The organism is Mesorhizobium sp. M6A.T.Cr.TU.017.01.1.1 (assembly GCF_004023115.1).
In the GTDB taxonomy this organism is placed as follows: domain Bacteria; phylum Pseudomonadota; class Alphaproteobacteria; order Rhizobiales; family Rhizobiaceae; genus Mesorhizobium; species Mesorhizobium mediterraneum.
The window spans coordinates 1-25,570 of sequence record NZ_RZTA01000027.1 but is presented as its reverse complement, the minus strand read 5'-3'; the positions used below and the strand labels follow the sequence as shown (position 1 = coordinate 25,570).

Annotated in this window: 19 protein-coding genes, 1 tRNA gene and 2 pseudogenes; 10 read left to right on the top strand and 12 right to left on the bottom strand. The window is 59.6% G+C overall.

What is annotated here, in order from left to right:
• Positions 1-31: 31 nt before the first annotated feature.
• Both EOB36_RS11455 and EOB36_RS11450 read right to left on the bottom strand, forming a co-directional pair.
• Entirely contained in the window at positions 32-1,198 is a 1,167-nt protein-coding gene (locus EOB36_RS11455) for a D-alanyl-D-alanine carboxypeptidase family protein (protein WP_095488646.1), read from the bottom strand.
• A gap of 114 nt (positions 1,199-1,312) precedes the next feature.
• Positions 1,313-2,545 (bottom strand): septal ring lytic transglycosylase RlpA family protein, encoded by a 1,233-nt coding sequence (locus tag EOB36_RS11450; RefSeq protein ID WP_128284877.1) that lies wholly within the window; start codon positions 2,543-2,545, stop codon positions 1,313-1,315.
• A gap of 417 nt (positions 2,546-2,962) precedes the next feature.
• On the opposite strand from EOB36_RS11450, the gene EOB36_RS11445 reads away from it, so the two are divergent.
• Positions 2,963-3,052 (top strand) — tRNA-Ser (locus tag EOB36_RS11445).
• A gap of 771 nt (positions 3,053-3,823) precedes the next feature.
• On the opposite strand, the gene EOB36_RS11440 is transcribed toward EOB36_RS11445, so the two are convergent.
• The 3 genes from EOB36_RS11440 to EOB36_RS11430 form a co-directional block, all read right to left on the bottom strand.
• The gene (locus EOB36_RS11440; protein WP_245467756.1) at positions 3,824-4,453 is read right to left on the bottom strand and encodes a hypothetical protein; all 630 of its coding nucleotides are present in this window, start codon (positions 4,451-4,453) and stop codon (positions 3,824-3,826) included.
• Positions 4,454-4,484: 31 nt separating this feature from the next.
• Positions 4,485-5,570, bottom strand: a complete 1,086-nt coding sequence (locus tag EOB36_RS11435) for a hybrid-cluster NAD(P)-dependent oxidoreductase (RefSeq protein ID WP_128284876.1) — start codon at positions 5,568-5,570, stop codon at positions 4,485-4,487.
• Between the two features lie 87 nt (positions 5,571-5,657).
• Positions 5,658-6,515: a LysR family transcriptional regulator gene (locus EOB36_RS11430; RefSeq protein WP_095488650.1), complete on the bottom strand. Its 858-nt coding sequence runs from the start codon at positions 6,513-6,515 to the stop codon at positions 5,658-5,660.
• A 133-nt stretch (positions 6,516-6,648) separates the two neighbouring features.
• Between EOB36_RS11430 and EOB36_RS11425 the strand changes: the two genes are divergently transcribed.
• The 6 genes from EOB36_RS11425 (at position 6,649) to EOB36_RS11400 (ending at position 13,462) form a co-directional block, all read left to right on the top strand.
• A complete protein-coding gene (locus tag EOB36_RS11425; RefSeq protein ID WP_095488651.1) occupies positions 6,649-7,731 on the top strand; it encodes an amidohydrolase family protein in 1,083 nt (360 codons plus the stop codon).
• Positions 7,732-7,743: 12 nt separating this feature from the next.
• A complete protein-coding gene (locus EOB36_RS11420) occupies positions 7,744-8,097 on the top strand; it encodes a Rieske (2Fe-2S) protein (RefSeq protein WP_023797723.1) in 354 nt (117 codons plus the stop codon).
• A 114-nt stretch (positions 8,098-8,211) separates the two neighbouring features.
• Positions 8,212-9,819: an ABC transporter substrate-binding protein gene (locus EOB36_RS11415; RefSeq protein WP_245467755.1), complete on the top strand. Its 1,608-nt coding sequence runs from the start codon at positions 8,212-8,214 to the stop codon at positions 9,817-9,819.
• A 73-nt stretch (positions 9,820-9,892) separates the two neighbouring features.
• Positions 9,893-10,939, top strand: coding sequence for an ABC transporter permease (locus tag EOB36_RS11410; protein WP_095488652.1), 1,047 nt, complete (start codon positions 9,893-9,895; stop codon positions 10,937-10,939).
• Positions 10,936-11,820 (top strand): ABC transporter permease, encoded by an 885-nt coding sequence (locus EOB36_RS11405; protein ID WP_095488653.1) that lies wholly within the window; start codon positions 10,936-10,938, stop codon positions 11,818-11,820. Before EOB36_RS11410 ends, EOB36_RS11405 begins: the two co-directional genes overlap by 4 nt.
• On the top strand, positions 11,810-13,462 hold the full coding sequence (locus EOB36_RS11400) for an ABC transporter ATP-binding protein (RefSeq protein WP_095488654.1): 1,653 nt from the start codon (positions 11,810-11,812) through the stop codon (positions 13,460-13,462). The genes EOB36_RS11405 and EOB36_RS11400 overlap by 11 nt, the downstream gene beginning before the upstream one ends.
• A 146-nt stretch (positions 13,463-13,608) precedes the next feature.
• On the opposite strand, the gene EOB36_RS11395 is transcribed toward EOB36_RS11400, so the two are convergent.
• The 6 genes and pseudogenes from EOB36_RS11395 to EOB36_RS11370 form a co-directional block, all read right to left on the bottom strand.
• The gene (locus EOB36_RS11395) at positions 13,609-14,013 is read right to left on the bottom strand and encodes a hypothetical protein (RefSeq protein ID WP_095488655.1); all 405 of its coding nucleotides are present in this window, start codon (positions 14,011-14,013) and stop codon (positions 13,609-13,611) included.
• Positions 14,010-15,328, bottom strand: a pseudogene (locus tag EOB36_RS35960) (recombinase family protein). Before EOB36_RS35960 ends, EOB36_RS11395 begins: the two are co-directional and overlap by 4 nt.
• A 2-nt stretch (positions 15,329-15,330) precedes the next feature.
• Positions 15,331-15,588 (bottom strand): annotated as a pseudogene (locus EOB36_RS35070) (DUF2924 domain-containing protein); the annotation flags it as partial.
• Positions 15,589-15,665: 77 nt separating this feature from the next.
• Positions 15,666-16,175, bottom strand: coding sequence for a ferritin-like domain-containing protein (locus EOB36_RS11380; RefSeq protein ID WP_095488657.1), 510 nt, complete (start codon positions 16,173-16,175; stop codon positions 15,666-15,668).
• A gap of 545 nt (positions 16,176-16,720) precedes the next feature.
• Positions 16,721-16,897, bottom strand: coding sequence for a hypothetical protein (locus EOB36_RS34355; protein ID WP_023801603.1), 177 nt, complete (start codon positions 16,895-16,897; stop codon positions 16,721-16,723).
• Between the two features lie 503 nt (positions 16,898-17,400).
• A complete protein-coding gene (locus EOB36_RS11370; protein ID WP_245467750.1) occupies positions 17,401-18,498 on the bottom strand; it encodes a hypothetical protein in 1,098 nt (365 codons plus the stop codon).
• 231 nt (positions 18,499-18,729) lie between these two features.
• Between EOB36_RS11370 and EOB36_RS11365 the strand changes: the two genes are divergently transcribed.
• Together EOB36_RS11365 and glf are read left to right on the top strand one after the other, a co-directional pair.
• Positions 18,730-19,902, top strand: coding sequence for a glycosyltransferase family 1 protein (locus EOB36_RS11365; RefSeq protein ID WP_128284875.1), 1,173 nt, complete (start codon positions 18,730-18,732; stop codon positions 19,900-19,902).
• Positions 19,903-19,904: 2 nt separating this feature from the next.
• Complete coding sequence (glf, locus tag EOB36_RS11360; RefSeq protein ID WP_128284874.1) at positions 19,905-21,071, top strand: UDP-galactopyranose mutase; 1,167 nt, start codon at positions 19,905-19,907, stop codon at positions 21,069-21,071.
• Between the two features lie 23 nt (positions 21,072-21,094).
• Here glf and EOB36_RS11355 read toward each other — a convergent pair whose 3' ends face one another.
• Positions 21,095-22,243 carry a beta-glucosidase gene (locus EOB36_RS11355; RefSeq protein ID WP_128284873.1) on the bottom strand — a complete coding sequence of 383 codons (1,149 nt, stop codon included), beginning with the start codon at positions 22,241-22,243 and terminating at the stop codon, positions 21,095-21,097.
• A 1,548-nt stretch (positions 22,244-23,791) separates the two neighbouring features.
• On the opposite strand from EOB36_RS11355, the gene EOB36_RS11350 reads away from it, so the two are divergent.
• Positions 23,792-25,252, top strand: coding sequence for a hypothetical protein (locus EOB36_RS11350; protein ID WP_206637158.1), 1,461 nt, complete (start codon positions 23,792-23,794; stop codon positions 25,250-25,252).
• Positions 25,253-25,570: the final 318 nt, after the last annotated feature.

Below are 25,570 nucleotides of genomic sequence, written 5' to 3'. Positions count from 1 at the left end.
CCGGTCAGAAAAAAGGTCCACCGCAACGGTGCTAACGCAGCCAGCCGACGGCCAGTTCCTTGACGGCGTCGAGCGCGCGCCGCGGCAGCGAGCCAACGCCAACCGATTCGGCCGCGAAAAGCGGCGTCTCCTGGCTCAGCGTATCACCGATCCAGACCCGCAGTGCACCCACCGGCTGCCCCTCCTCCACGGGCGCTGCAACCGGTCCGTCATAGACGATCTTGGCGGTCAGCTTGTCGCGGTTGGCGATGGGCAGGAAGGTATTCACCGGCCCTTTTGCCTTCAGCGCCACGCCGGATTTCGCACCGCCGAAAACCTGGGCTTCGCCGACCACTTCGTCCTTGGCGAAAATCTCCGTCTTCTGGAAGGCGCGAACGCCCCAGTCGAGCAGCTTCCGCGCTTCCTCGGCGCGCTCGCGGTCGCTTTTCAGTCCGCTCATCGCCGCGATGATGCGGGCGCCATTGTGGCTGACCGAGCCAACGATGCCGAAGCCGGATGCCTCGCTCATGCCGACAGCCAAGCCGTCCGCGCCGATATCCATCGCCAGCAGCGGGTTGCGGTTCCTCTGAGTGATCTTGTTCCAGGTGAAGTCCGTCTGGCCATAGTAGCGATAGAAGTCCGGGTACTCGCGCCAGATATGCAGGGCCAGAAGGGCAAGCTCTCGAACCGTCGTTTGCTGACCTTCGGCCGGCAGACCGGTTGAATTGACGAATGTCGATTTCGCGAGGCCAATCTGCCTTGCGCGGTTGGTCATCTCAGTCGCGAAATTCGCCTCGGATCCGGCGAAGCCTTCGGCGATGATGATGCAGCCGTCATTGGCTGCCTGGATCGTCACGCCCTGAATCAGGTCTTCAAGCCGGATCGTCGATTTGAGCTTGGCAAACATTGTCGATGTTCCGGATGGCGCGCCGCCCGTGCGCCATGCGTTCTCACTCACCGCGAATGTGTCGTCGAGCGTCACGCGCCCCGACTTGATGGCGTTGAAAACCACCTCCATCGTCATCAGCTTGGCCAGTGACGCCGGCGGCATCGGCTTGTCGGCGTCCTTGGAAAACAGCACCGTCCCGGTTTCGGCATCGATCATGAAGGCCTGTGCGGCCTTGGTCTCGAAAAGCTGCGCCGCGGCCGGGGCCAGCGAGAGCAGCAGGAGGCCAAAACCCAGGAGCCCGGCGACAGGCGCGGCGAAGCGAGATTTCATGAGAGGTTCGACCTGTCAGCCGGCATTTCTGGGCAAGCTCTACAAGCTATCAGGCTTTGTCTCGGCCGATCAACCGCGCCTTGGACAACTGGGCAAAACTTCAGGTTTTGCCGGTCAGTTCCGAACCACGAGCGCGTCCGGTGCGCCATGTGACCATGCCGCCTGCAGCATCTCGTCCAGGCTGCCATGGCCGTCCGGATAGAGATTGACCGAATACCAGTCCTTGCCTTCGAATTCAGAGCGCTGGATTTCGGCCTTGCCGAAGCCGGAAAGCTGGGTGGCCACACGCTGCGCCTCGGCAGCATCCTCAAACGAACCCGCCGCGATATAATCCGCGGGCGAACCGGCCGAAGGCGCTTGCCGCCTCCACGATTGAAGGATTTCGGCGGGCGACATGCCAGCGCCATCCAGCGCGGCAAAGACATTGGTGGCACGCTGCACGCGCTCGTCTGCATAAGACAGCGACGCCACGGTGAACGGCGATTGCGCCGGCAGATTGATTTCCGGACGTTCCGGCACGATCGGCCCGAAATCGGGCAGCGTCACATTGCCAGCGGCCGGCGTCTGCGCCGACAGGACAGGCTGTGCGGATGCGGAATTCGTCAACTGACCGGGAAATGGAGCGGCGGCAGCACCCAACGCGGTGCTCGGCGATGGTCCATTCATGGCGATCATGACACCGGTGGGCAAGCCGTCCGATGGATCCGGCGCCCTGTTGCCGGGATGGTAGGAGGCCATCAGATACTGATCGTCACTGCCGTCAAGCGGCGCACGGCCGACATATTCGACCTTCACCTTTGCCGTGCCGATGTTTGCATAGTCGAGCATTTCGGCGGCACGTTTCGACACATCGATGATGCGCCCGTCATGGTAGGGTCCGCGGTCGTTGACGCGCACGATGACCGAACTGCCGGTCTTCATATTGGTGACTCGCGCATAGCTCGGCAGCGGCATGGTCGGATGCGCGCCGGTCAGATGCGTCATGTCGTAGACTTCGCCGTTGGCGGTCAGCCGGCCGTGGAAGGCGTCGCCATACCAGGAGGCGAGGCCCACCTTGGCGTAGCGCTTGTCTTCCTTGGGATAATACCACTTGCCGCGCACCTGATAGGGCTTGCCCAACTGGTCGCGTCCGCCGCCACGCTGCAAGCCGGACTTCTTGAAGGTGACGCGCGGACTGGCCTTTACGCCATATTCGGATTCGGCAAAATACTCCTTGGAGCGAGGCTTCTTGTTGACCATCGCCTTCGGCTGTGGTGGCGCGGCGCAAGCCGCCAGCAAGGCAGCCGACAGGGCAAACAACGTGAAAGCGCAAGCGCGACGGAGATGCGGGCGCGCCGTGCTCTGCATGTTTCGATTGTCCCCTCTCAACAAAGGCACCGCAACTTGACTGTCGGCAGAGCTAAAACCCCTCGACAAATGCCAGCGCCACCTTGATTCGCAATCCCTTGTGCACCGGAATTGCTTATCACCGTATTAACCGATTGTGGTCGGAACCGGGCGAGATTGTGGCACAAACCGCCCCGGCGATCGCTGTGAAAAACCACGGCCTTTCGACCTTCGGTGCAGAGTGCTGTTCGTCCTGCTTCAGTCCCGCCGTCGAGCATCCATGCTCTGCCGTTGGCAGGAACGGGTTATGGCCGGTTGACAGGACTTCGTCGGGCGCACTAGAGCAATGAAGCGAGAACGGTCTTCGGGCGGCGCAGCAGTACCAACAGGTACAAATTAAGATTAGGACGAGCATCCAAGTGATTGAAAAATCACGACGGAGGGATGGCCGAGCGGTTTAAGGCACCGGTCTTGAAAACCGGCGTGGGTGCAAGCCCACCGTGGGTTCGAATCCCACTCCCTCCGCCAGATGCACCCTGCCCCAACATTCTCCGCCTTGATCTAGCAGGGTCGAAACCCCGCGCAACTGCGGGCTTTTCAGGCAAAGCTTGCAACCGCGCCGCCGGATGTTTCCGTCGAATGATCGTTCTCTCGGCCGATATTCTCCAAAGCTGTCAACCTCGCACTTTTAGTTCTCAGGTTTAGAGGCGAACAATTTCAATTGTTTCGTGATATCGGGATTATGCGAAGTTTAGCAGATCATTCGCTAGGCGATACGGATCCCATGGCCCTCTTGGGCAATCCCAGCCTGTGACGGTGAAATGGCGCCGTGCGCTATTGCCTACGCTCAGCGCCAAGCAATCACCGTCCTGTTTGGGCCGAAAGCGGTCAGGCAGCTTCTAATCTGAGATGTAAGTGAGCAGACATTCAGCTCGGCGCAGGCTCGGTCCTAAGCTGAACCAATGCGGACCTTCATGCCGGACCCTAACCCGGTGTAGAAGGCCGTGCTGGCCATTGGCGGGCATAACGGTGCTCAGCGAGCAAGCTGATGACCCCGAACAGGTCTTGTACTCGTTCCTTTTGAAACTCATGCATCATCTGGATCAACTTTAACGCGCCAGCGGTGAGCTGGCCACATTCGTCGGCTCATTGGGTAAGGGACAGAGCTGGAGTGCGAACCAGCACCGAACATCTGGACCGAGTCGGTGGGCTCTGGCGATTGCCGGTGCCGGTTGAGCCCTGCCTGCCAGGCGAAAAGCGGAATACCATCGGCGGTCTCTCGCCAGTCTTGGAATCCGATCAATCCGTCTTCCGCATCGCCTGCGCGATCAGTCCGCCGGCAGCCAAGCCCAGAGCAAGCGCGACATACGTGGCGGCGATCGAGCGCTTCGAAAGCACGGTCTCCCAGCCTGGGGTGAGCCGCTTCGGTACGACGAGATAATCCACGACGGCTGCAATCATGGCCACTGCCGAGGCATCGCGCAGCATCAGCAGCGGCGACCGCTGAGGGTTTCGGGCGAGCCAAGCCTCGAACGGAGCGGCCCAGAACATGGCCGAGGCATGGTGGGTGCCGAAGCCCACCGCAGTGTGTGCGAGGTCGGCTTTCCTGACCGCACCGGCCTTATCGCCGTGCAGCCAGTGGCTGGTGGCGTTGGTCGGCTGCAGTGCGGATTTGCCTTCGGCTTTGGCCAGAAGGGCTAGAACCGCCGCCGTCACAAAGCTTACGACCGTGCCCGTCACGGCCGTCGAAAGCCCCACATTCAAAAACCCGTTCACCTCAAACCTCCGCAAAACCAGTTCGCCCTCCTTTAATTGCCGAACCGAACCTCGGTTCCGTGTGTCGGCGATCCCGTGGCCTGAGCTGCTGGACCGCCCGCCGCTGGACAGGCCTGGCGCGAGGCAAGGCACAACCGGCTCGTGCGCGAGCACCCGGGCTTTCCATCAGGATTCGCAATGAGATTCAGAGATCGAGGCAAACAGTGCCTTGCGGCCGGCTGCAGCAGGCCAACACATAACCGGCCGCCTTCTCTTCAAGGCTGAGCCCTCCAAGGTCGTCCATCGCGACTTCACCCGAAAGCTTGACCGTCCGGCAAGTTCCGCAAATACCCTGCTGGCATGCGGTGGGAATGTGGAGCCCGCAATTGCGCGCCGCATCGAGCAGGGTCTCTTCGGGCGCACAAAGATGCTCTGCGCCGGACCGGGCGAAGCGGACGCGCTTAACGCCAGCGACAGCCGATCGCAGAGGCATGGAATTACCCACGGCGCCGCCGAAGCTTTCCTCGTGGTACTGCGAGGGTGCGATGCCGATCTCCGCGACACAGGTCCGAACCGTCTGCATAAACGGCTCGGGGCCGCAAACGTAAGACGTGCGCTGGTGAAGGTCCGGAGCCAGCCGCAAGAGCATGGGGCCGTCGATGCGACCCTTGGGGCCCTGCCACACCGAACCTTCCTGGCTGCAGATGAAGCTTACATTGACATTGGAGAATCGCGCGGCGAGCGCCTCCAACTCGGCGCGGAAGGCGATGTCGTCCGCCGTCCGAGCGCAGTGAATGAAACGGATGTCATGGCCAGATGCCCGGTCGGTTAGCGCCCGCAGCATCGACATAACGGGAGTGATGCCGCTGCCGCCGGAAAGGAAAAGCGGCTTCTCGCATGGTAGATCGTCGAAGTTGAAACGTCCGACCGGCCCTTCGATTTCAATGTCGTGGCCCGGCCGGAGATTGTCGTGAAGCCAGTTGGAAACAAGCCCGCCCTTCACCCGCTTCACCGTGATCTGCAGGTCGAGCGGTCGGGTCGGCGGCGAGGAAACCGAGTAGGATCTCGTTACCGTGGCGCCGTCGATCGTCAGGTGCAGTATCAGATATTGGCCTGCACTGAAGCTGAACATGTGGCCCGAAGCGGTGGAAAAGACGAATGTGCGGACATCGTGCGTCTCGTCGATGACGCGCCGGCAGCGGACGAACTGTCTTGCGCTCTCCGCCCATTGCCGTTGACGCATCGCCAGAGCGAAATCGGCAGTTGAAAAGGGAATGTGCGCGTTCATCATTTGACTCTGGTTTGCCTCGGCCAGAATGGCAGCCGGGATACTTTCAAAAAAGTGGCAGATGTCGGCTTTACAATCGGGTATTTCGATCTAACTTTCCATGGACATAACAGCCAGATGGAGCGCGCGAATCCCTCTGCGGATGATCGGCTCATGCTTGCGGCGCGCCAAAATAGCGGTGTGAACCGGCTGCTGAAGCGCGGGCGCACCCTCTACCACAAAAGATGGCCGCTCGGCGGTATACCGCCGAGCGTCGTCACTGCGCATATAGCAAGTGCCACCCATGCGCCGCAGCATCGCTTCGGCGAGCGTTTCCGAGCCCATCGAAAGACGGCCTATCGCCAATTGCGGCAGCGCCTCGGCGTGGGCTTTTTCAAGCGCGACCGTGTAGCCTGGCCGGATGTACGTGTCCGGATTGACCTCCGACAGGATACTGGCCGCAGTAGACACCATCACATATTCTTCGACCATCAGAGGATCGTAGGCGATTTCAGGGAGGTATCTGGGCGCGTAGACCACAGCAATATCGAGGTTTCCCAAGCTCAAATCGGAAATCATCTGCGGCGAATAGTCGGATTCTACGTGAATTGACGATTTCGGCAGCACTTGGAACAACGTCTCCACCCAACCTGGCAATATCGAGCGCGTCATCCCGACCTGGGCAGCGACGCGCAAGGTGCCTTCGAACCGGTTAAATGCCCGCACGTCATGGCGGGCCTGAGACCATGTCGACAGCATGGCGCGCGCATAAGCTTCAAAACGCCGCCCCGCCGCGGTCGGCTCGGCGCCGGCTCGTCCTCGCAGGAAGAGCTCCGAACCGATGGCCTGCTCCAGGTTCTTGATGCGGGTGCTCACTGTTGACTGCGTTACGCCCAAACGATCCGCAGTGCGGTTAAAATTTCGCGACTCCATGATGTCGAGAAAGGTCTCGATGTGATCCAGCTGCATGTCGCCTCCCAATCGAAAAACCCGATCGTATTAGCCCAAATCACAAGCTTGATCAAATAATGCCCAAGGCGGAAGCTGCCGTTGAAGAAGCCGGCTAGGTTAGCCGGCCTACCACGCCAGGGAGTTGGATAGGGTGTTCATAGTCGATTGCGATTGTCACAATTACTGGTCGAGCGCGACGGTGCTCGAGCCCTATCTTTCCGGCGTCTGGAAAGACATGTTCATGGAAGGCGAAAAAACTGGTCCGAGAGGCGCCTTCCCGCACGGGCACCGTCCCTGGTTTCACCCGCAGGACTTTTCCCGCAAGGATGTCAGGCCCGAGACCGAAGCCGACAATTATCTCATCATGAAGGAAAAGCACCTCGACAAATATAATATCGGGGCCGCCATCCTCACCGGCGACGAGCCGATAGAGGCTTCCACGCTAGCAAACCCATATTACGCTAGCGCGCTGGTCAGCGCCTATAACGACTACCAAATCGCCGAGTGGCTTCCCAAAGACAGCCGCTTCATGGGTTCGATCATCGTCGCGCCGCAGGATCCGAAGCTCGCAGCAGCCGAGATTCGCCGCCTCGGCAACCACCCCCGTATGGTCCAGGTTCTAGCCTCCCAAGGCTCGGTCAAACCGTACGGCGATCCCTTTTACCACCCCATTTTCGAGGCCTGCGCCGAAGTCGGGCTGCCATTTGCAATTCATCTGGGCGGTCATGGCGGCATAAACTGGAACGCGGTCGCGCCGGCTCCGACGACCTTTTTCTGGGAGACGCACGCAATTCTTCACATGTCGGCCTTGTCGCATGTTGCAAGCATGATCGCGCATGGCGTTTTCGAGAAATGGCCGGATCTATATTTCGTGCTCATCGAGTGCGGAGTGGCTTGGGTTCCGTCGGTATTGTGGCGACTGGACGCAGACTACAAAGCTCTGCGCAAGGAAACGCCGTGGCTGAAGATGCTGCCCTCCGAGTATTGCCGGCGCAATATTCGCTTCTCCACGCAACCACTGGAGCAGCCCGCGAACATTCAGCATCTCTGGTCCACTCTCGAAGCAATGGACGGCGAGAACACGCTAATGTTCGCCTCCGACTACCCGCATTGGGATTATGACGATGCCAACACGCTGCACATCCCGCCCGCCTGGAAAAGCAAGATCATGGGATTGAATGCGCTCGAGGTCTATAAACGCATTCCCCGCACGCAAGCGGCGAATGCCGCGTGACGGGAGCAAACCATGGCTGAGAAGACATACATTTGCCGCGTCGACGAAATCGAGACCGGAACTCCGTACATCGCCAAAATCCGCAGCCTTTCAGTCGGGGTTTTCCGCATCGGAGATTCATTCCATGCCTTGCTGAACGTTTGTCCGCACCGCGGCGCTCCGCTTTGCGAGGGACCGCAATGCGGAACCACGGCACCGGTCGACCAAGCGCAATTCATCTATCACCGCGAGAACGAAATCGTGCGCTGCGCCTGGCACGGGTGGGAATTCGACATAAAGACCGGTGCCGCTCTGGTCGACCCGGGCGTGCGTGCCCGAACATTCCCGGTCACGGTGGAAGCTGGTGAAATCTATGTAACGGCGTGAAATTTGCGTCAAACCGCCGGAAAAATCGAAAGGAGGCAAATCGGCTGAATCCACCAGATCTGCTCGATAAATGCCAACAACAAGAATGCGGGAAATCCGCAATGGGAGGAAGCAGTGTCGGAATCTGAATATAAACTGCGCTTAGCGCAAAACCTGATCGGCCGCGGCAAGGTTTCGCGCCGTGATTTCATCCATCTAGGGCTGGCGGCAGGCCTGACGGTCGCCGCCGCCGATATGCTCTTCGTGAGCGTGGCGCGGGCCGCACCGAAGCAGGGCGGCTTCGCCAAGCTCGGCATGGCGCATGGCGCGACGACGGATTCGATCGATCCGGCCGGCTATCCCGATACGTTCACGCAAACCGCCTTTTCGGGTGCCATGTCCAACAGCCTGACCGAGGTCGACGCGAAAGGCAGCATCCAGCCGGACCTTGCCGAGACCTTCGAGACCTCGGACGACGCGACAACATGGGTCTTCAAGCTGCGCAAAGGTGCGACCTTCCACAACGGCAAGACGATCACGGCGGACGACGTGGTCGCCTCTATGCAATATCATATGGGGGCCGACACCAAATCGGCGGCGAAGTCGCTGCTCGAATCGGTGACCAACATCAAGGCAGACGGCCCGGAAACGATCGTTTTCACACTAAACAGCGGGAATGCAGACTTTCCCTACATCATGAGCGACTATCACCTTGTCGTCATGCCTGCCAAGGACGGAAAGGCGGACTGGGAATCGGGCGTCCGGACCGGCGCTTTCGTGCTTGAGAACTTCCAGCCAGGCGTCTCGGCGAAGCTCAAGCGCAACCCCAATTACTTTAAGAACGGCAAACCCTATTTGGACGAGGTCGAGTTTATCGCCATCACGGACCTCGCCGCGCGTATGGCCGCGCTGTCAACCGGCGAGGTTGATTATATCGGCCGCGCCGACCTGAAAACGCTCGGCATGCTGAAGCGCAAGCCGAATATCGAGATCCTCGAGGTGACCGGCTACGGCCACTACACGCTGCCTATGAACGTGACGGTTGCGCCATTCGACAACCCCGATGCGCGCATGGCGTTGAAATGGGCCATCGATCGCGAGGAAATCGCGCAGAAGATTTTCCTTGGCCATGCAACTGTCGGAAATGACAACCCGATCGCACCGGCGATAAAGTTCGCCATCAATCCGGAGCCGCAGCACAAGTTCGATCCGGAAAAGGCGCGCTTCCATCTGAAAAAAGCGGGAATGGAAAATCTCAAGGTCGACCTTTCCGTCGCCGACGCCGCCTTCGCCGGCGCCGTGGACGCGGCCGCCCTCATCCGCGAGACGGCGGCCCAATGCGGCATCGATGTCAATGTGGTGCGCGAGGCCGAGGACGCCTATTGGGACAATGTCTGGCTCAAGAAACCGTGGTGCGCCTCCTATTGGAGCGGTCGTGCAACGGCCGACTGGATGTTCACGCAGGCCTACTCGGCGGATTCCAGCTGGAACGAGACGTTCTGGAAAAATGCCCGCTTCAACGAACTGCTGATCCAGGCACGCGCGGAGACCGACGAGGCCAAGCGCTCCGCGATGTATGCCGAAATGCAGCAGTTGACGCATGATGACGGCGGCGCCATCGTCCTGGTCTTCAACAATTTTGTAAGCGCCAAGTCCAAGAAACTGGCGCACGGCGAGCTGGCGCCGAACTGGGAGAATGACGGACTGAAGATGGCCGAGCGCTGGTGGGTAGCCAACGCGTGACGTTCGCCAGGCGAGGCCGCCCGCGGCGCGGGCGGTTCGCTCTTTTCAGGGGAAACGCTCGAAGGCACCGCCCATGAATCCGGTCGTTAGGACGGTTCTGCAGCGCCTGGGCCTCGGCCTGATCACGCTGTTCATCGTCACCATCATCATCTTTTCGGCGATTGCCATGCTTCCGGGCGATTTCGCCAAGGCTATGCTTGGGCAATCCGCGACGCCCGAGACGGTCGCCGCATTCCAGCGCGAGATCGGCATCGATCGTCCGCCGGTTGAGCGCTATTTCGCCTGGGTCGGACAGATCGTGCAGGGGGATTTCGGCTCATCCTTCGCAAGCCGCACCGGCTACCGGCGCACGGTCGCCGAGATCATTGCGCCCCGGCTCTACAACACGATGTTCCTCGCCGTGATGACTGCCCTTATAGCGGTTCCACTCGCGCTGGGACTCGGCATTCTCGCCGCTCTCTACCGCAACAGCTGGTTCGACCGTGTGGTGAACACGGTGACGCTGACGACGATTTCATTCCCCGAATTCTTCGTCGCCTATATGCTGGCCTATCTCATCATCTCGCGCGACACGTTCATTGGAACCGAATTCGCACAATCCCTGCCCGAGTGGCTCGCGGCTTCGATCAACTGGGTCCTGAACCTGGTTCCCAAATTTCCGACACTGGCGAACATCAGCGACCGAACGCCGTTCTGGGAGCACGTCTGGCGCGCAGCGTTGCCGTCCATCACCCTCACGCTGGTGATTGTTGCCCATATGATGCGTATGACGCGCGTTGCGATTATCAACATGCTGGCAAGCCCCTATATCGACATGGCGCGGCTCAAGGGAATGTCGCCGATGGCAATCGTTCTCAGACACGCCCTGCCCAATGCCTGGGCGCCTATCGTCACGGTAATTGCGTTCAACCTCGCTTATCTCATCGTAGGCGTGGTCGTCGTCGAGGTGGTGTTCGTCTATCCCGGCATCGGCCAATTGATGGTCGATGCGGTGAAGTCCAGGGATGTTCCGGTCGTGCAAGCCTGCGCCCTAATCTTCGCAGCAACCTACATCCTGCTCAACCTGACCGCCGACATCATTTCCATCGCCACCAATCCGAGGCTTTTGCATCCGCGATGACCAGCACCGAACATGCCGTGGCGGTTCCGAGACAGAGGCGCACACGCGCCTCCCGGATAAAAACCGCACTCAAAAAGGCTCCATTCAGCGCTTGGTTCGGCATCGTGGTCATCCTTGGCTATGTCTTCGTCGCGCTGTTAGCGCCCTGGATAGCGCCGTACGGAGAAACGCAGGTTTTCACCGAGGCTTTCGCGCCTTGGAGCCAGGAGTTCATCGTCGGGACCGACCAACTCGGTCGCGACGTGCTCACCCGGCTGATCTATGGCGCGCGCAATACGATCGGCATCGCCTTCGCGACTACGCTTCTGTCCTTCGCGGTCGGCGTCACGCTCGGTTTGCTGGCCGCGATGTACCGGGGGTGGCTCGACCAGATTCTGTCGCGCGCGGTAGATGTGCTGATGTCGATCCCGAGCCTCATCTTCGCGCTGATGTTGCTATCCATCTTCGGTTCGTCGGTCACCAGCCTGATCCTCATCATCGCCCTGCTCGATTCGACCCGCGTATTCCGGCTGGCGCGCGCGGTCGGGCTGAATGTTGCCGTCATGGAATATGTCGAAGCCGCGCAACTGCGTGGCGAAGGGCCGAGATGGATTCTGACCAAGGAGATCCTGCCCAACGTACTGCCGCCGCTGATCGCGGAATTCGGCCTGCGCTTCTGTTTCGTTTTCCTCACCATCGCCGCGCTCTCCTTTCTCGGCGTCGGCATCCAGCCGCCGACTGCCGACTGGGGCTCGATGGTGCGGGAAAACGCTACCCTCATCACCTATGGCGACATCACTCCGCTCTTGCCGGCAGGCGCCATTGCCCTTCTCACGGTCTCGGTGAATTTCGTTGTCGACTGGTTCTTGCATGCGACAAGCGGGTTGCGCGATGAAAAGTAAGAATTCTGGCCAACGCGAAAAGGGCACGAAACTCCTCAGCGTTCGCAACCTTCACGTCGAAGGGTTTTCCGACGAGCGCTGGCATCCGATCGTTCGCGGTGTGGATCTCTCGCTAAACCGCGGTGAGGTTCTCGGCCTCATTGGCGAGTCCGGCGCCGGAAAGTCCACCATTGGGCTTGCCGCGATGGGATATGCCAAGCCAGGCTGCCGGATCACGCAAGGATCCATCCTGTTCGACGGGGTCGACCTCCTCGCCATGACGGAAACCGCACGGCGGCGGCTCCGAGGCTCGCGCATCGCCTATGTCGCGCAAAGCGCGGCCGCTTCCTTCAACCCGGCCCATCGGCTCCTCGATCAGACCGTCGAAACGGTCGTGGCGCACGGGATCGCCAGTCGCGAGGCAGCGAATCGGGATGCCATCAAACTTTACCGGCGTCTTCACCTGCCGGATCCGGAGACCATCGGCTTCCGCTATCCTCACCAGGTCTCCGGAGGACAGTTGCAGCGGGCTATGACGGCGATGGCTATGGCCTGCCGGCCCGACCTGATCATCTTCGACGAGCCGACGACGGCGCTCGATGTGACCACACAGGTCGAGGTCCTCGCCTCGATCCGCCAGATTGTCGAAGAATTCAACACTGCCGCGATCTACGTCACGCATGATCTGGCCGTGGTTGCGCAGATGGCGGACCGGATCATGGTTCTGCGCCATGGCCGTACTGTGGAGGAGGCCGAAACACGCCAGATGCTTGCCGCGCCGGCCGAAGACTATACGAGGACGCTCTGGGCGGTGCGAAAGCTAGCCAAACCCGAAGTGCCGGCCGCGGACCATCTGCTCACGATCGATAACATCACCGCCGCCTACGCAGGGAAAGTCAAGGTTCTGCAGGATGTATCGATCAAAGTGCCGCGCGGACGGACGGTAGCGGTCGTTGGTGAATCTGGTTCCGGTAAATCAACGCTCGCCCGCGTCATCACCGGCCTGCTGCCGCCGGTCTCGGGCTCGATCTCATTTGCGGGGCATCGTCTGCCAAGAACACTGAAAGAGAGGCCCAAAGACATTCTGCGCCGCATTCAGATGATCTACCAGATGCCTGACAACGCGCTCAATCCGCGTCAGACCGTCGAGGAAGTCATCTCCCGGCCACTCGAGTTCTATCTCGGCCTCAAAGGGGGGGCGTGCGACCGCCGGGTTGGCGAACTCATGCACATGATCGAGATGGACGAAAGCTTCCTCGATCGTCTGCCGAGCGAACTCTCGGGCGGTCAGAAGCAGCGCATCTGCATTGCCCGGGCGCTGGCTGCTAATCCGGAGCTCATCATCTGCGACGAGGTGACCTCAGCCCTCGACCAGATCGTACAGGAAGAGATCCTGAAGCTTCTTATGCGGCTGCAACAAGAATTCGGAGTCAGCTACATTTTCATCACGCACGACATCGCGACGGTGAGGGCAATCGCCGACGAAATTGTCGTCATGCATCAAGGCAAAGTCGTCGAGCAGGGGCTCAAGACCGAAATCCTGACGCCGCCGCATGCTCCGTATACCGAACTGCTTCTCTCCTCCGTGCCGGAGATGGATCCAGACTGGCTGACGAAGCTGCTGGAAACCCGGGAGCGCAAGCGGGTCGGCGCGGCGAACTGAATCCCAACGTATTGACCGCTTGGCTCCATTTCTCGCGCGAACGTCGGTTATGCCGCAACCGCGACGTCCAGAATGGTCGCAACAATGTCTGCTTTCAGGCAGTAGCAACGGTCACCTCAACGGCCGATATGGGGCGCAAAGCGGACCTAACATAGCAGCGCCCGTTGTGCGTGCCATTGCGCCGGTACCGGTTGAAGTAGATCAGCGGTGGTCATCGTGGCTGGTTGGTGCCCGTCGAGGACCGTCTCGACGATTGCCGGAGAAAGCAGCGTCAGTTGCAAGAGACGATTGACATATGAGGCGCTGATTTTCTCTACCTTGGCGATATCCTCCGCGCTCGCGTAGGCGCCCTGCTTCAGCATCTGCTGCCAGCGATAGGCGCGTGCGATCGCCTTGACGAGTGTATTGTCGACGCGTGGCCGAGCAGAGGCCCAACGCTCCTGGCCGACCGGCGCGACGATCAGCTTGCGCCCTCCCCGCTTGCGAAGCGTCAGCGGAACTTGGACGGTGATGATGTTGGTGTCGCTGCCGGTGTCGCTGTTGGTTATCATGTTGCGCTCGGGACATTTTGACGTTGAGCGAGATCGGCCGCAAGACCGACCAATCCCTCGGTGCGCAGGCGGATGGAAAGGCTGTCCATTGTCACGTCCACGCGTTCGACCAGCAACCGGACGATGCGTGCCTGCTCGGCGGGGAAGAGTTCATTCCAGAGCGGATCGAGTCCGAGCAGCGCCGCCCTCACCTCGTCTTCACTGATCTCGGCATCGTGTTCGCGCCCTGCTTTCCAGGTGGCGATGATGATCTCGGGAGCACGGAGGAGGACGCGCAACTGATCAATGACGGCTGCCTCGACCTCGGCCGCTGGCAGGCGCCCAACTGGGCATGCGCCAGTACCGTGCTTTAGCACCGATTGGCTAACATAGTAGCGGTAGAGCTTGCCTGCCTTGCGCGTATGGGTTGGCGACATCGCACATCCCGTCGGCCCAAATAGAAGACCCTTCAGCAGCGCCGGTGTCTGCGCGCGAGTGTTGGCTGCGCGTTTCCTCGATCCATCTGACAGGATAGCCTGCACCTTGGCCCAGAGGCCGCGGCTGATGATGGCCTGGTGTTCACCAGCATAGGAGGCACCCTTGTGCACGGCTTCGCCGACATAGACAGGGTTGTTGAGCAGCTTGTAGATTACGCCCTTGTCCAATGGACGGCCGCGACGGGTTAAAATCCCTTCGGCCGTCAAAATCCTGGAAAGGGTTGTTGCCGAGCCGGTCGAGATAAACCGCTCGAACACCATGCGGACATTTGCCGCCTCAGCCTCGTTGATGACTAGCTTGCGGTCCTTGATGTCGTAGCCGAGCGGCGCCCAGCCGCCCATCCACATGCCACGATTCGCGATGCGGCGAACTTGTCACGAATGCGCTCGCCAATCACCTCGCGTTCGAACTGCGCGAAGGAGAGGAGGATGTTGAGTGTCAACCTACCCATTGAGGTGGTGGTGTTAAAGCTCTGGGTCACCGAGACGAAGGTGACGTCGTTGGCATCAAAGGCTTCGACCAGCCGCGAGAAGTCCATGAGCGAGCGTGACAGGCGGTCGATCTTATAGACCACGACCACGTCGACCAGGCCCACGTCCATGTCGGTCAGCAGGCGCTTCAAGGCAGGGCGTTCCAGCGTCGCACCAGAGATCCCGCCATCATCGTAGTGATCGGGCACCAGAACCCAACCAAGGGCCTTCTGGCTGGCCACAAAGGCCTCACAGGCCTCGCGCTGCGCATCGAGCGAGTTGAACTCCATGTCGAGCCCCTCCTCGCTGGACTTGCGGGTGTAGACCGCGCAGCGCAGCTTGCGGACGATGGTCTTCGGGCCCGCCATGTTCATGACCGGCCCCTCGCCTTGCTGCAATGGTTCTTCAGGCCGAAAAACAGCCAGCCGTTCCAGCGCGTGCCGGTGATCGCGCGCGCGACTGAGGACAGCGACTGGTAAGGCCTGCCTTGCCATTCGTAGCCATCAGCAAGGACCGTCACGGTCTGCTCTACGCCCTGCCATTCACGCAGCAGTTGGGTGCCGGCAATTGGACGATCCTCACCGCGGCGGCGTCGCACCGCTACTTCGCCAGGCCGAGGCAGACGCCGCACTGGTTCTGTTTCGAGCACCGCGCCGAAGGGGAGCGGTTTCTGTAGGCAGCAATCAATCAGAATGTCCGCCTACGTCACCGTTTCGCGGCATCGGAATCCCGCTCCTCGCGTCTGAGGAATTCACTGGTGACGGTGCCGAGTTTGCTTTCCAGCCATTCAGCCATCGCCTCTTCCTCGCGCAGGTTTGCCTTGCACGCGCTTTGGGTCTCGGAATCGCCGACCTCGCCGGCTGCGGCGATGAGCATTTTGTAGCTTGCGATCTCCATATGCTCGAATGTGTAGCTGGCCAGCGATCCTTTCATCACCTCGTCGCCTGCGAACAGGCCGCTGATGCTCTGTCCCATGGCGATTAGCTTACCGCCGGCGTCTTTAAGCGTTGATGATCCTTCCCCCATGCGATCGAGGCATTGTTCGAGACGTTTTGCCTGTTGCCTCGTTTCTTCGAGGTGCAGCGTCATCCGGTCGCGTAGCTCGGGATAGTTTTCGAGACGCTCGATTTGGCCGCTCAACATCGTCTCGGCCTGTTCTTCCATGGCGTGAGCGTCGCGAAGCCACTGCGTCAGACGTTCCTTGGAGTCGGTCATGTCTGTCTCCGTTGGTCAGCATAATTTTACTGCCATCGCAACGCCGCCACAGACCGTTAGTTCCGATCGCTCGATAGCTTGGTCCCCAACCGGGAACAAACACTCAACGACCGGCGTTTCTTGCACGAGGACCGGACTGCCGCTCTCCTCGGTCTGGGTGTGAAAGCCCGCTTTCTTTTGCACGTGCAGCGGGGGGCTCGAAGGCTTTCAAATGCCGCGCCCGCGTTTCAATCGCACCTGCCTCAGCCCTCACGATCTGGCTGTTTGTGAACGCGTCTTTGATCAGGTTTGCGCAGATGAATAAATCGACCTTTTTAGCCGGGATGTGGAAGTCTTAGCTGTGACGATTGTCGCGGTTTTCCGAAACATTAGTAACCGATGAGTGCAATTTGCTGGAGGCAGTCCGGTTGGGTTCGTGACGCGGCATTGGCCAAACATCGATAATGAAGGCCAACCAAGCGGCTGGCTTGTTTGCGACGACGGCTCGATGGAGTCGGCGGACTTCATCCACTTTGATGACGCTACGCTTTGAAAGCCAGGGCGTCTCACCTCTTCTTGGTGGCTGCCGATGCGTTCTGCCCAGCCTTCCCACTTGCTTTGGCATCCTTGGAATGCGCCGCCAAAGCGGGCCCGGCGCCGGTGTCTTTCTGCATGTTTCCGCTGCTCGATTTCGCAGGGTTTGCTGTTTTGAAACTCTTGAGCAGTTTGCTGAAGAAACCCATGGTCGCCTCCATTAAAGCACCGGTAGGCAGAAATGCCCCGCTACCTCCTTGGTTCCGCGGAATCTGATACTGTCGCATTCGACTTGGCCGAATTGCTGTTGATGCCCAGTGCAGCTTCTCAGAGGGACCATCGACACTGCGCAGAGCAAGGCAGAGTCTCACCAGCGAAGGGACTAGCGAAGGCTGGACGGCGCAGCGCCTTTACACTGGGCGCGATTTCGCGCAACGCTCAAAGCGGGCTATGAAGAGAGTGAGAATTCCCCGCTACCTTTCGGGCAGCGGGGTTCCTCGATCAGAGGCGGTTGAGGTCACGAGCCCGATCCCGCTCGATCTCGTCGGGAGTATAGTCTTCCGCCTCGGCGTCAAATCCTGTCCAACCGCCGGCCTCGTAGTCTCTGCGACGTTCGGCTAAGTCGACCGATCTGGATTGATTGAGGATCGCTCGGCACGCGGCAGCAACCCGATTACAAAGATGATTATCTGAAGTGGGCTGGTCGTCCCTGTTAGGCGACTCGTGAAAGGACTTGCTGATCCAGGTCGCACCTAGCCAGTCCGAAACGCCAGCGATGGTTCGTTGCCTCACGTCTGCTCTGGTAGAACAAAGTCAGTTTCCCGCCCTCGATCATCACCGTCGAATGGCCGTTCTCCCCAGGCTCACCAGGATCAAGCACAGGGCCGACCGACACGTAGGGACCCTGGACGTCGTCGGCGATGGCGAAGAATACGCGCTGACGACTTCCGCGCGGAACGTCGGGAAGGAAGCAGGTGGCGTTGAGAAGCACGCGACCGTCGGGCAATTCGACCAGTTGGGCGCCCTCGATCCCCCATTCGTAGTCCGGATGCTCGCGCGCATTGTGATGGGGAACGTCGAGATGGTCCAATATCTTGCCGAGACGTTTCCATGGCCCGAACCAGGAATCGGATTGGCTGCGCGCCAGATAGACGTCAGGCTGCGGCACCCTGGTGAATTTAGGCATGCCTGAATAGACGATGTAGCGCTTCCCGCCGATAATCGCCGGATGGGGATCGTAGATACCGTCCTCATCGGTGTCCGGCAGGGACAATATCGCCGGATTCAGCACCACCCAGTTGAAGCCATCATTGGAAACCGCATGCTCGCAACGTCCCCCCGACTTCATGAATTCGGTCTGGATAAACATATGGAAGACGCCGCATTCATGAATGACGCCGGGCGCCGCTATGCCCGATCCAGTTACCGCCAAGTCGAGCGCCTCATGCTCGGTCCACGGCCCATAAAGGTCCGGAGCCGTGGCATGTAGTATATTCCAGCTCTCGGTCGTGACAGTGCCGCTGGAACCGAAGACGTGCCAAAGCGCGCCGTCGAACACCGGACAGGGATCCTTCAGATCATCCACGGACTGCGGGTGAAACAACGGAAAGACGTTGGTTTCAAAGTTGAACTTCATTCCTTGCGGCTCTCTCACGGTGGCTGCCCTCTTCGGCCATCTGTGGCGACCAAAACGAATCATGCGCGGCTCATTAACTCTTATACCTGCGCTCATGAATGGTGGTTGAACGATTGAGCGGATTTCAGCCGTTCTGTGGCAATGCGCCACATTTGGCGAGATCTGAAGCTGCAAGGGCCTCCGCCTTGGCCGAGGCGACATGTTCTTCAGGTGTTGGTAGCAGCGCCGCTTCTCTTCGAACAATTACGCAAGTGGCCGGCTCGGCGGCTACAGCCAATCAAAATCCGTGGAACAACTTACTCAAATGAAAGTTAGATGTGCCGATGAAGGCTTCATCAGGAGCGTGCTTCGATTAACATATGTTAATCTGGAGAATTACAGGCTATAACTAAAGAGGCTTGTTACATGAAAATAGCGGGTGGCAAAAAAAATAAATCAATTACCCCCATAAAATCGTCTATTATACTTTGCTTTTCTCACCTCAGGTGGGATTTCGTACACCAACGCCCGCAGCATATTCTGACGCGCGCCTCAAAACAGCAGCAGCTAATTTACTTTGAGGAGCCGATCTACGAGGAAATACGCTATCCTTCGATGCGGGTGAACGCTCGATCTGCAATGATCACAATCGTAACCCCGGTTCTTCCGGCCGGCATTTCCGCAACAAAGGCGGACGCTATCCAGCGCAGATTCGTCGACCAGATCGTCAACTCAACTCCGCATGACCGGCTGACTATATGGTACTACACGCCCATGGCGCTGCGTTTCAGTGACCATATAGCCTGCGATGTATGCGTCTACGACTGCATGGATGAACTCTCCGCCTTCAAGAACGCACCGGCAGAGTTGACGCAGATGGAAAAAGCGCTGTTCCAGCGCGCTGATGTCGTGTTCACGGGCGGGCAGAGTCTGTACGAGGCCAAGCGAAGCCTCCATAAGTCGATCTTTCCCTTCCCAAGCAGCATCGACGTTGCGCATTTTCACAAAGCAAGAGAGCGCGGCGATGACCCTGTAGACCAGGCAGACATACCTCACCCGAGAGTGGGCTTCTTCGGCGTGATCGACGAACGGCTCGACGTTGAAATGATCGCACAGGCGGCTGCGGCAATGCCCGAAGTGCATTTCGTCATGCTCGGCCCGGTGGTCAAGATCGACCCGCTAAGCCTGCCGCGCGCAAGTAACTTGCATTGGCTGGGTGCCAAGCCCTACGCCGACCTGCCTGGCTATCTCAGGCACTGGAGCGCCGGCTGGATGCCCTTCGCGCTCAATGAGGCGACACGCTATATCAGCCCGACCAAAACTCCTGAGTTCCTGGCCGCCGGACTGCCGGTGGCCTCCACGGCGATTGTGGACGTCGTGCGCACCTATGGTGCCGAAGGCCTGGTCGACATTGTTGACGCCGACGACATCGAAACCAAGCTTCGGTCCCTTCTGTCACGTCCCCGGAATTTCCTGTTGAAGGAGGTCGATGCTTACCTTGCTAACATGTCCTGGGAACGAACGTGGGACGCAATGGCTGCCCATATTCAGCGCGCCTATGCAATGAAAAGCATTGTGCCTTTGCGCCGGGGAGCCTGACCATGTTCGATTGGTTGATTGTCGGCGCCGGCTTCGCTGGCAGCGTGCTCGCTGAACGCATCGCATCGCAACGGCAGGAAAGCGTCCTGCTCATCGACCGGCGAAACCACGTCGGCGGCAACGCTTATGACTGCTATGACGAAGCGGGGATTCTGGTCCACCGCTATGGGCCGCATATATTCCACACCAACGCCCGATCGATCATCGACTACCTCTCGCAATTCACCGAATGGAGGCTTTACGAACATCGCGTACTGTCGTCGGTCGACGGAAAACTGCTGCCGATACCGATCAACCTCGACACGATCAATCGCCTGTACTGTCTTGAATTGACGCCCGAGCAGTTGGAGGAGTTCTTCGCATCCCGGCGAGAAACGGTCGAGGAAGTCCGGACCGCCGAAGACGTGGTTGTGAGCACCGTTGGCAGGGAACTCTACGAAAAATTCTTTCGCGGCTATACAAGGAAGCAGTGGGGCGTCGATCCAGCCCAACTAAGCAAGTCCGTGACTGCGCGGGTCCCTACCCGGACCAACCGCGATGATCGCTACTTTGGCGACACTTTCCAGAATATGCCGGCTGGCGGGTATACACGCATGTTCCAGCGCATGCTGAACAACCCAAGGATCAAGATCATGCTGCAGACCGATTATCGCGAAATTCGCGACAAGATCCCCTTTCAGCGGATGATCTACACCGGGCCGATTGATGAATATTTCGACTGGAGCCTTGGTCGTCTGCCTTATCGGTCACTGCGGTTCGAACACGTGACGCTTGATTGCGAGCAGTTTCAGCCGGTCGCCGTTGTCAACTATCCGCAGACGGAAAACTATACCCGCATTACCGAGTACAAGCATCTGACCGGTCAGCAGAGCCCGAAGACCAGCCTGACTTACGAATATCCAACCGATATCGGCGATCCCTATTACCCGGTGCCGCGGGCGGAAAACGAGGCGCTGTACAAACGCTATGAAGCACTGGCAGTGGCGTGCCCCGACGTGTGGTTCGTCGGGCGCCTAGCCACGTACCGCTACTACAATATGGATCAGGTTGTCGGTCAAGCTTTGGCGACGTTCGCGCGCATTCAACAGAGCCTGCCGGCAACCGGCACCGTGCAGATGCTTACGCAGCGGACGGTGCTCGGCCAACATTCGGAGCAGTTCCCCACCTAAGTGGCCCGCTCCTTCTTCGACCGCTACGAAACACCTGTCGCGAACAATCTGCGCTGGCGAGCCAATTCATCGGCAACCGGCTGGCGAAGACTGCGCGAACCGTCGGCATGAATCGTAGAGAACAAGCCGACTTCCGCGTGGCGCAAATTGTCCCAGCCGGGATACGCGGTCACCGGGTACAGACATATACCCTGAACCGGGGCACCACGGCTCATTGCGTCACGGACCTCATCGCAAACATAATGGAGCCATGCCGGCCGGCCTGATCCTTCAGCGCCTGTCTCGGCGATGAACATGGGCTTTCTGTAGCGCTCTGCGACTTCGACCAACATTTCGGAAAGCGCCCGATATTCGTGGTGGCCCATCGGTATCGTTGGGCCCTGAAAGTACCATTGGTTGTGCGGATAAAAGTTAAGTCCGATGACGTCGACACAGTCCTCGCTGCCGCCCAATTCAGGCTCGGCACGGCCCGTCAGCATGTCATAGGCTTCAAACTGGCCCTGACGAACATTTTCCGCGCGCCGCTGCTCGGCACGACTACGGTCACGGGGCCCAACATGAATTAGCGGTTCAGCCCATATGAACCGGCAATCAGGTTCGGCATCGCGCATCGCCTTGACGCCGGCAACCGCTGCCCTCACAAGCTGTCGCTTGAACCATCCCCGCTTCTTCGGCCCCACGCGTGGGAAATAGCCGACCTCTATCGCCCATGCGAAAAATGAGATCTCATTGATCGGGCACACCAGGGGAGCTACTCCCGTGACGGAGCGGTAGACCCGGACAGCTTCAGCGGCGAAGCGGACATAGGCTTCTGTAAAGTCTGGGGCGCCTTGGTCTACGTGATCTGGTGAGCCATAGTGGAAGATATCCCAGACGACCTGCACCCCCGCCGCGTGGGCTGCTTCGATCATTGAGATCCAACCCGACCAGTCGAAGACTCCTGGCGCTGTTTCAATCAGGTGCCAGCGCAAGCCGTCGCGGATCGTGCGAAGCCCAAGGGCAGCACAGCTGCGATAGTCGCCGAGAGCATGTTTGTCGTGTGCGGTTGCGCGAATCAAATCGAGGCGCACTCCGTCGCCGCGCCGATGCGAGGAACATTCGAAGCCAGCCATGAAGAAACTGGCAAACTCGGACGGATATTCGCCTGGCAGACGCGCCGGCTCGTTGCTCATACGTGCAACCCGTCGGCCAAGGCTCGCGCCAGCGCTCCCGCTAAGCGATCGGCCATTGCTAGTTTCGACCTCCACCACAATTTCATTCGGGCCGCCATCACGTCGCCTCTGAGTGGTACGGGTGCAAGCGTCGAATGTTGACCAAGCGAGCGTGAGCGGAGCCGAGTCCAGGTATTGTCGGTGAGCAGAGGTCGACCTCAGGATGACAGACTGGTGCTCTCAAGCCGAGCCTCGTTCATCGTCGTCGCGCTGCATGGTCTCTCCTAATGGAATCCGAGGAAGGAGAATATCGCTAGCAAGACAACGATACATCCGATGAGATGGCGCAATCTCCCCCACATTGCGTACCGAACTTGCCTGCGACCGTGAGGTTCCCCTTCGGCTGAAATATTTCTGGTTGGGCGGGCGACCCGCTAACTTACCATTTCTGCTCTTTATCCACGAAGCGACGCACGGCTATGATAATATATTGCAGGCGGCGCCCGCACTGAATCACCCCAAAAGAGCCCATCAGAAGGAACTGCTTTAGAGGCGCCGCACGTGCGGTCACGCCCCCGTTTCAATTGGTTGGTCGGCCGGTTCTTCTCGCTCGGCAATTTCCATCAAATATCCTGTGTTGCGCCCCGCACCGGGCCCAGTTCGGTGCGTTTCGTGCATGGGTCGCATCAAGGGTCTCGGACATGTGATCATTGCCTCCTCGCGTTCGGGGGGAAGTGGATGAGCATCGTCCAAAGGGTCAGTCCAGTTCTAGATCAGGCGATTGCCGCAATCCTCAATAGCGCGGACCAGGGAACACCGTCTGGATCAAAGCGGCAGTGAACCAAATTCGGCAGGCTGCGCCTGATTTGGTCGCGTCCAACGACGAGATAACCGAGGCTATCGGCGAGGCGGCTACTGCCCTGGGCCTGTTCGTGGCTTTCGATGAGAGCGAGTAGTATCCGTTTAATCGAGCGCGTACTCTGAGCGCCAGCTCTGAAGCGTCTATCCAATCAAATAATTAAGGTTATGGCAACGCTAGATAAAGACGTTTGTTCAGAGAGTTGATCATGTCGAGCTGCGCGATCTACTAGTTAGGAGCGCAATCAAACTCTGCCACCGAAGCTTGTCGTGTTAGCGAGGAGCTTCAGCAGCCGCTTGAGCGGCGAGAGCAGGAATTGCCTGACGAGACCCGCGGCTGCCCCAAGTTCCCCTTCATGGCTCTCCACTGATTCACCCCTCCGGTCTTCGTCAGGACCGACCGACTTGGATTCCCTAGGGGATCAACCACGTCAAGGGAGCCTTTGAGCAACTCATGAACTGCCCAAGAAGGTGCCTAAGTGGAAGAAAGCGGTCCAGTCCTGCATAGATGCATTTGGGACCGGATGATCCCACCAGGAGGTGCGTCAGGCCTTCGAGGCTGCCGCTAAGATTCCTTCGCTCCGACTAGGGCAGCAGGGCATCCTTGTACCGCAAAATGGGACGAAAGGATCCATTGGCCTGCCAAGCCCGGCGAAACATTTTGCCACCGCGGCAGTTATACTGCTCCGCGGACGAAAATTCGAGCATGCCTTGAACGATACTAGATTGGCGATACCGCTGGTCGGCGAAGTAGAAGACTCTGCGCCGAGATCGGCTGCGGGCCTGCCTTGGATCAAGGTGGCTGGTTCCTATTTCGTCACCGAGGACGGCGAGTCATGGACACCGATCGGGCAGAATGATGCGGTAAGCTGGCCCGAACTCAATGGCCTGTTCCGGCGCGCCGATATGGCCGGCGTGGAAGATCATCTCCGTTGGTTGAAGGAAAGCGGCGTCACCTGCCTCAGGCTGATGCTGGAATATGCCCAGGTTCGCCACCGCTATTTCGAGAAGCCGCAGGGCCGCTTCGTGCCGGCGATGGTGCAACTGTGGGACGACCTCTTCCGTCTTTGCGAAAAACAGGGTTTAAGAATCCTGCTCACCCCCTTCGATACGTTCTGGCACTGGCGCCATTGGCGCCACCACCCCTACAACCGCAATAACGGAGGCGTGCTGGACCACCCGTCGCGATTCCTGGTCTGCACCGATACACGCCGCGCGATCAAGGCGAGGCTGGAATTCGTGGTTCGCAGATGGAGCGGCAGCGGAGCCCTCTTCGCATGGGACCTCTGGAACGAGATCCATCCCGAGCAGGCTCAGGGCAGCGCGGACGGCTTCGGCGCCTTCATCCATGATCTCAGCGATTTTGTGCGCCGCCTGGAAACGTCACTTTACGGCCGCTATCACCCGCAGACCGTCTCGCTGTTCGGACCTGAGCTTCGCTGGCGGTCCCACATGCCGCTGCCCGAGCCGATCTTCCGCCACACCGACCTCGATTTCGCCTCCCTCCATCTCTACGAGGAGGGCACGATCGACGACCCCAGTGACACGGTGGCGCCGGCGCTCGGCATGGCGCGGATCGTGGGAAAGGCGCTTGGCGAAATCCGTGACGGCCGCCCTTTTCTCGATTCCGAGCACGGCCCGATCCACTCGTTCAAGGACAAGAAGATCACGCTCCCCGAACCTTTCGACGATGAATATTTCCGCCATTTGCAATGGGCTCACCTGGCGGCGGGGGGCGCCGGTGGCGGCATGCGGTGGCCGAACCGCACCCCGCACGTGCTCACCCCCGGCATGCGGCGGGCGCAGCGTTCGCTGGCCGATTTCCTGCCTTTGATCGACTGGGTTTCGTTCCGGCGTGCCCATCTCGGCGACCAGATGCGGGTTTCCGGTCCCGACGGCGCGGCTGTCGCCTGCGGCGACGATTCCCAGGCAGTGGTCTGGCTGGTTCGCCGCGACACGATCGGGCGAAACGGTATGCTTCGTGCCGGCGCTGTGCCGGTTCCGGCCGCCTTGGAGCTGCCCGGGTTGGCTCGCGGCACCTATCGCGTCACCGCCTGGGATACCAACGCCGGCAGGCAAACAGCGGAATGGCAAGCGAATTCGGACGGCTGGCTGAAGCTTGATGTGCCGCCGTTCTCCGCCGATGTCGCGCTTGCCATCCGCGGGGTCTGAGCAGGATGGGGACTGCGCCTGAAGGTATTCATACGCTCGCGATCTGACTTGCCATAGCCCATGATGAGCCGTCCTTGCAAACTCGTCGCCAATGCTGATGTCAGTGATTGCGCCAAGCGAAGTTGCGCGGAGATTCCAAGTGATCTGCGCGCTAAGTGTTGTGCTCGCCCGAACGCGACTGCTGGTCGGCGGCATCGGCCGATCCGCCCAGCGTGTCGGCGACCGTGGCACCTCGCGCACCCATCGGCTGCTGCGCACCTGTGGTGGTGTCCTTGGCGGTCTGATGCTCCATCTCGGCATTCAGCTCCGCGCCCACAA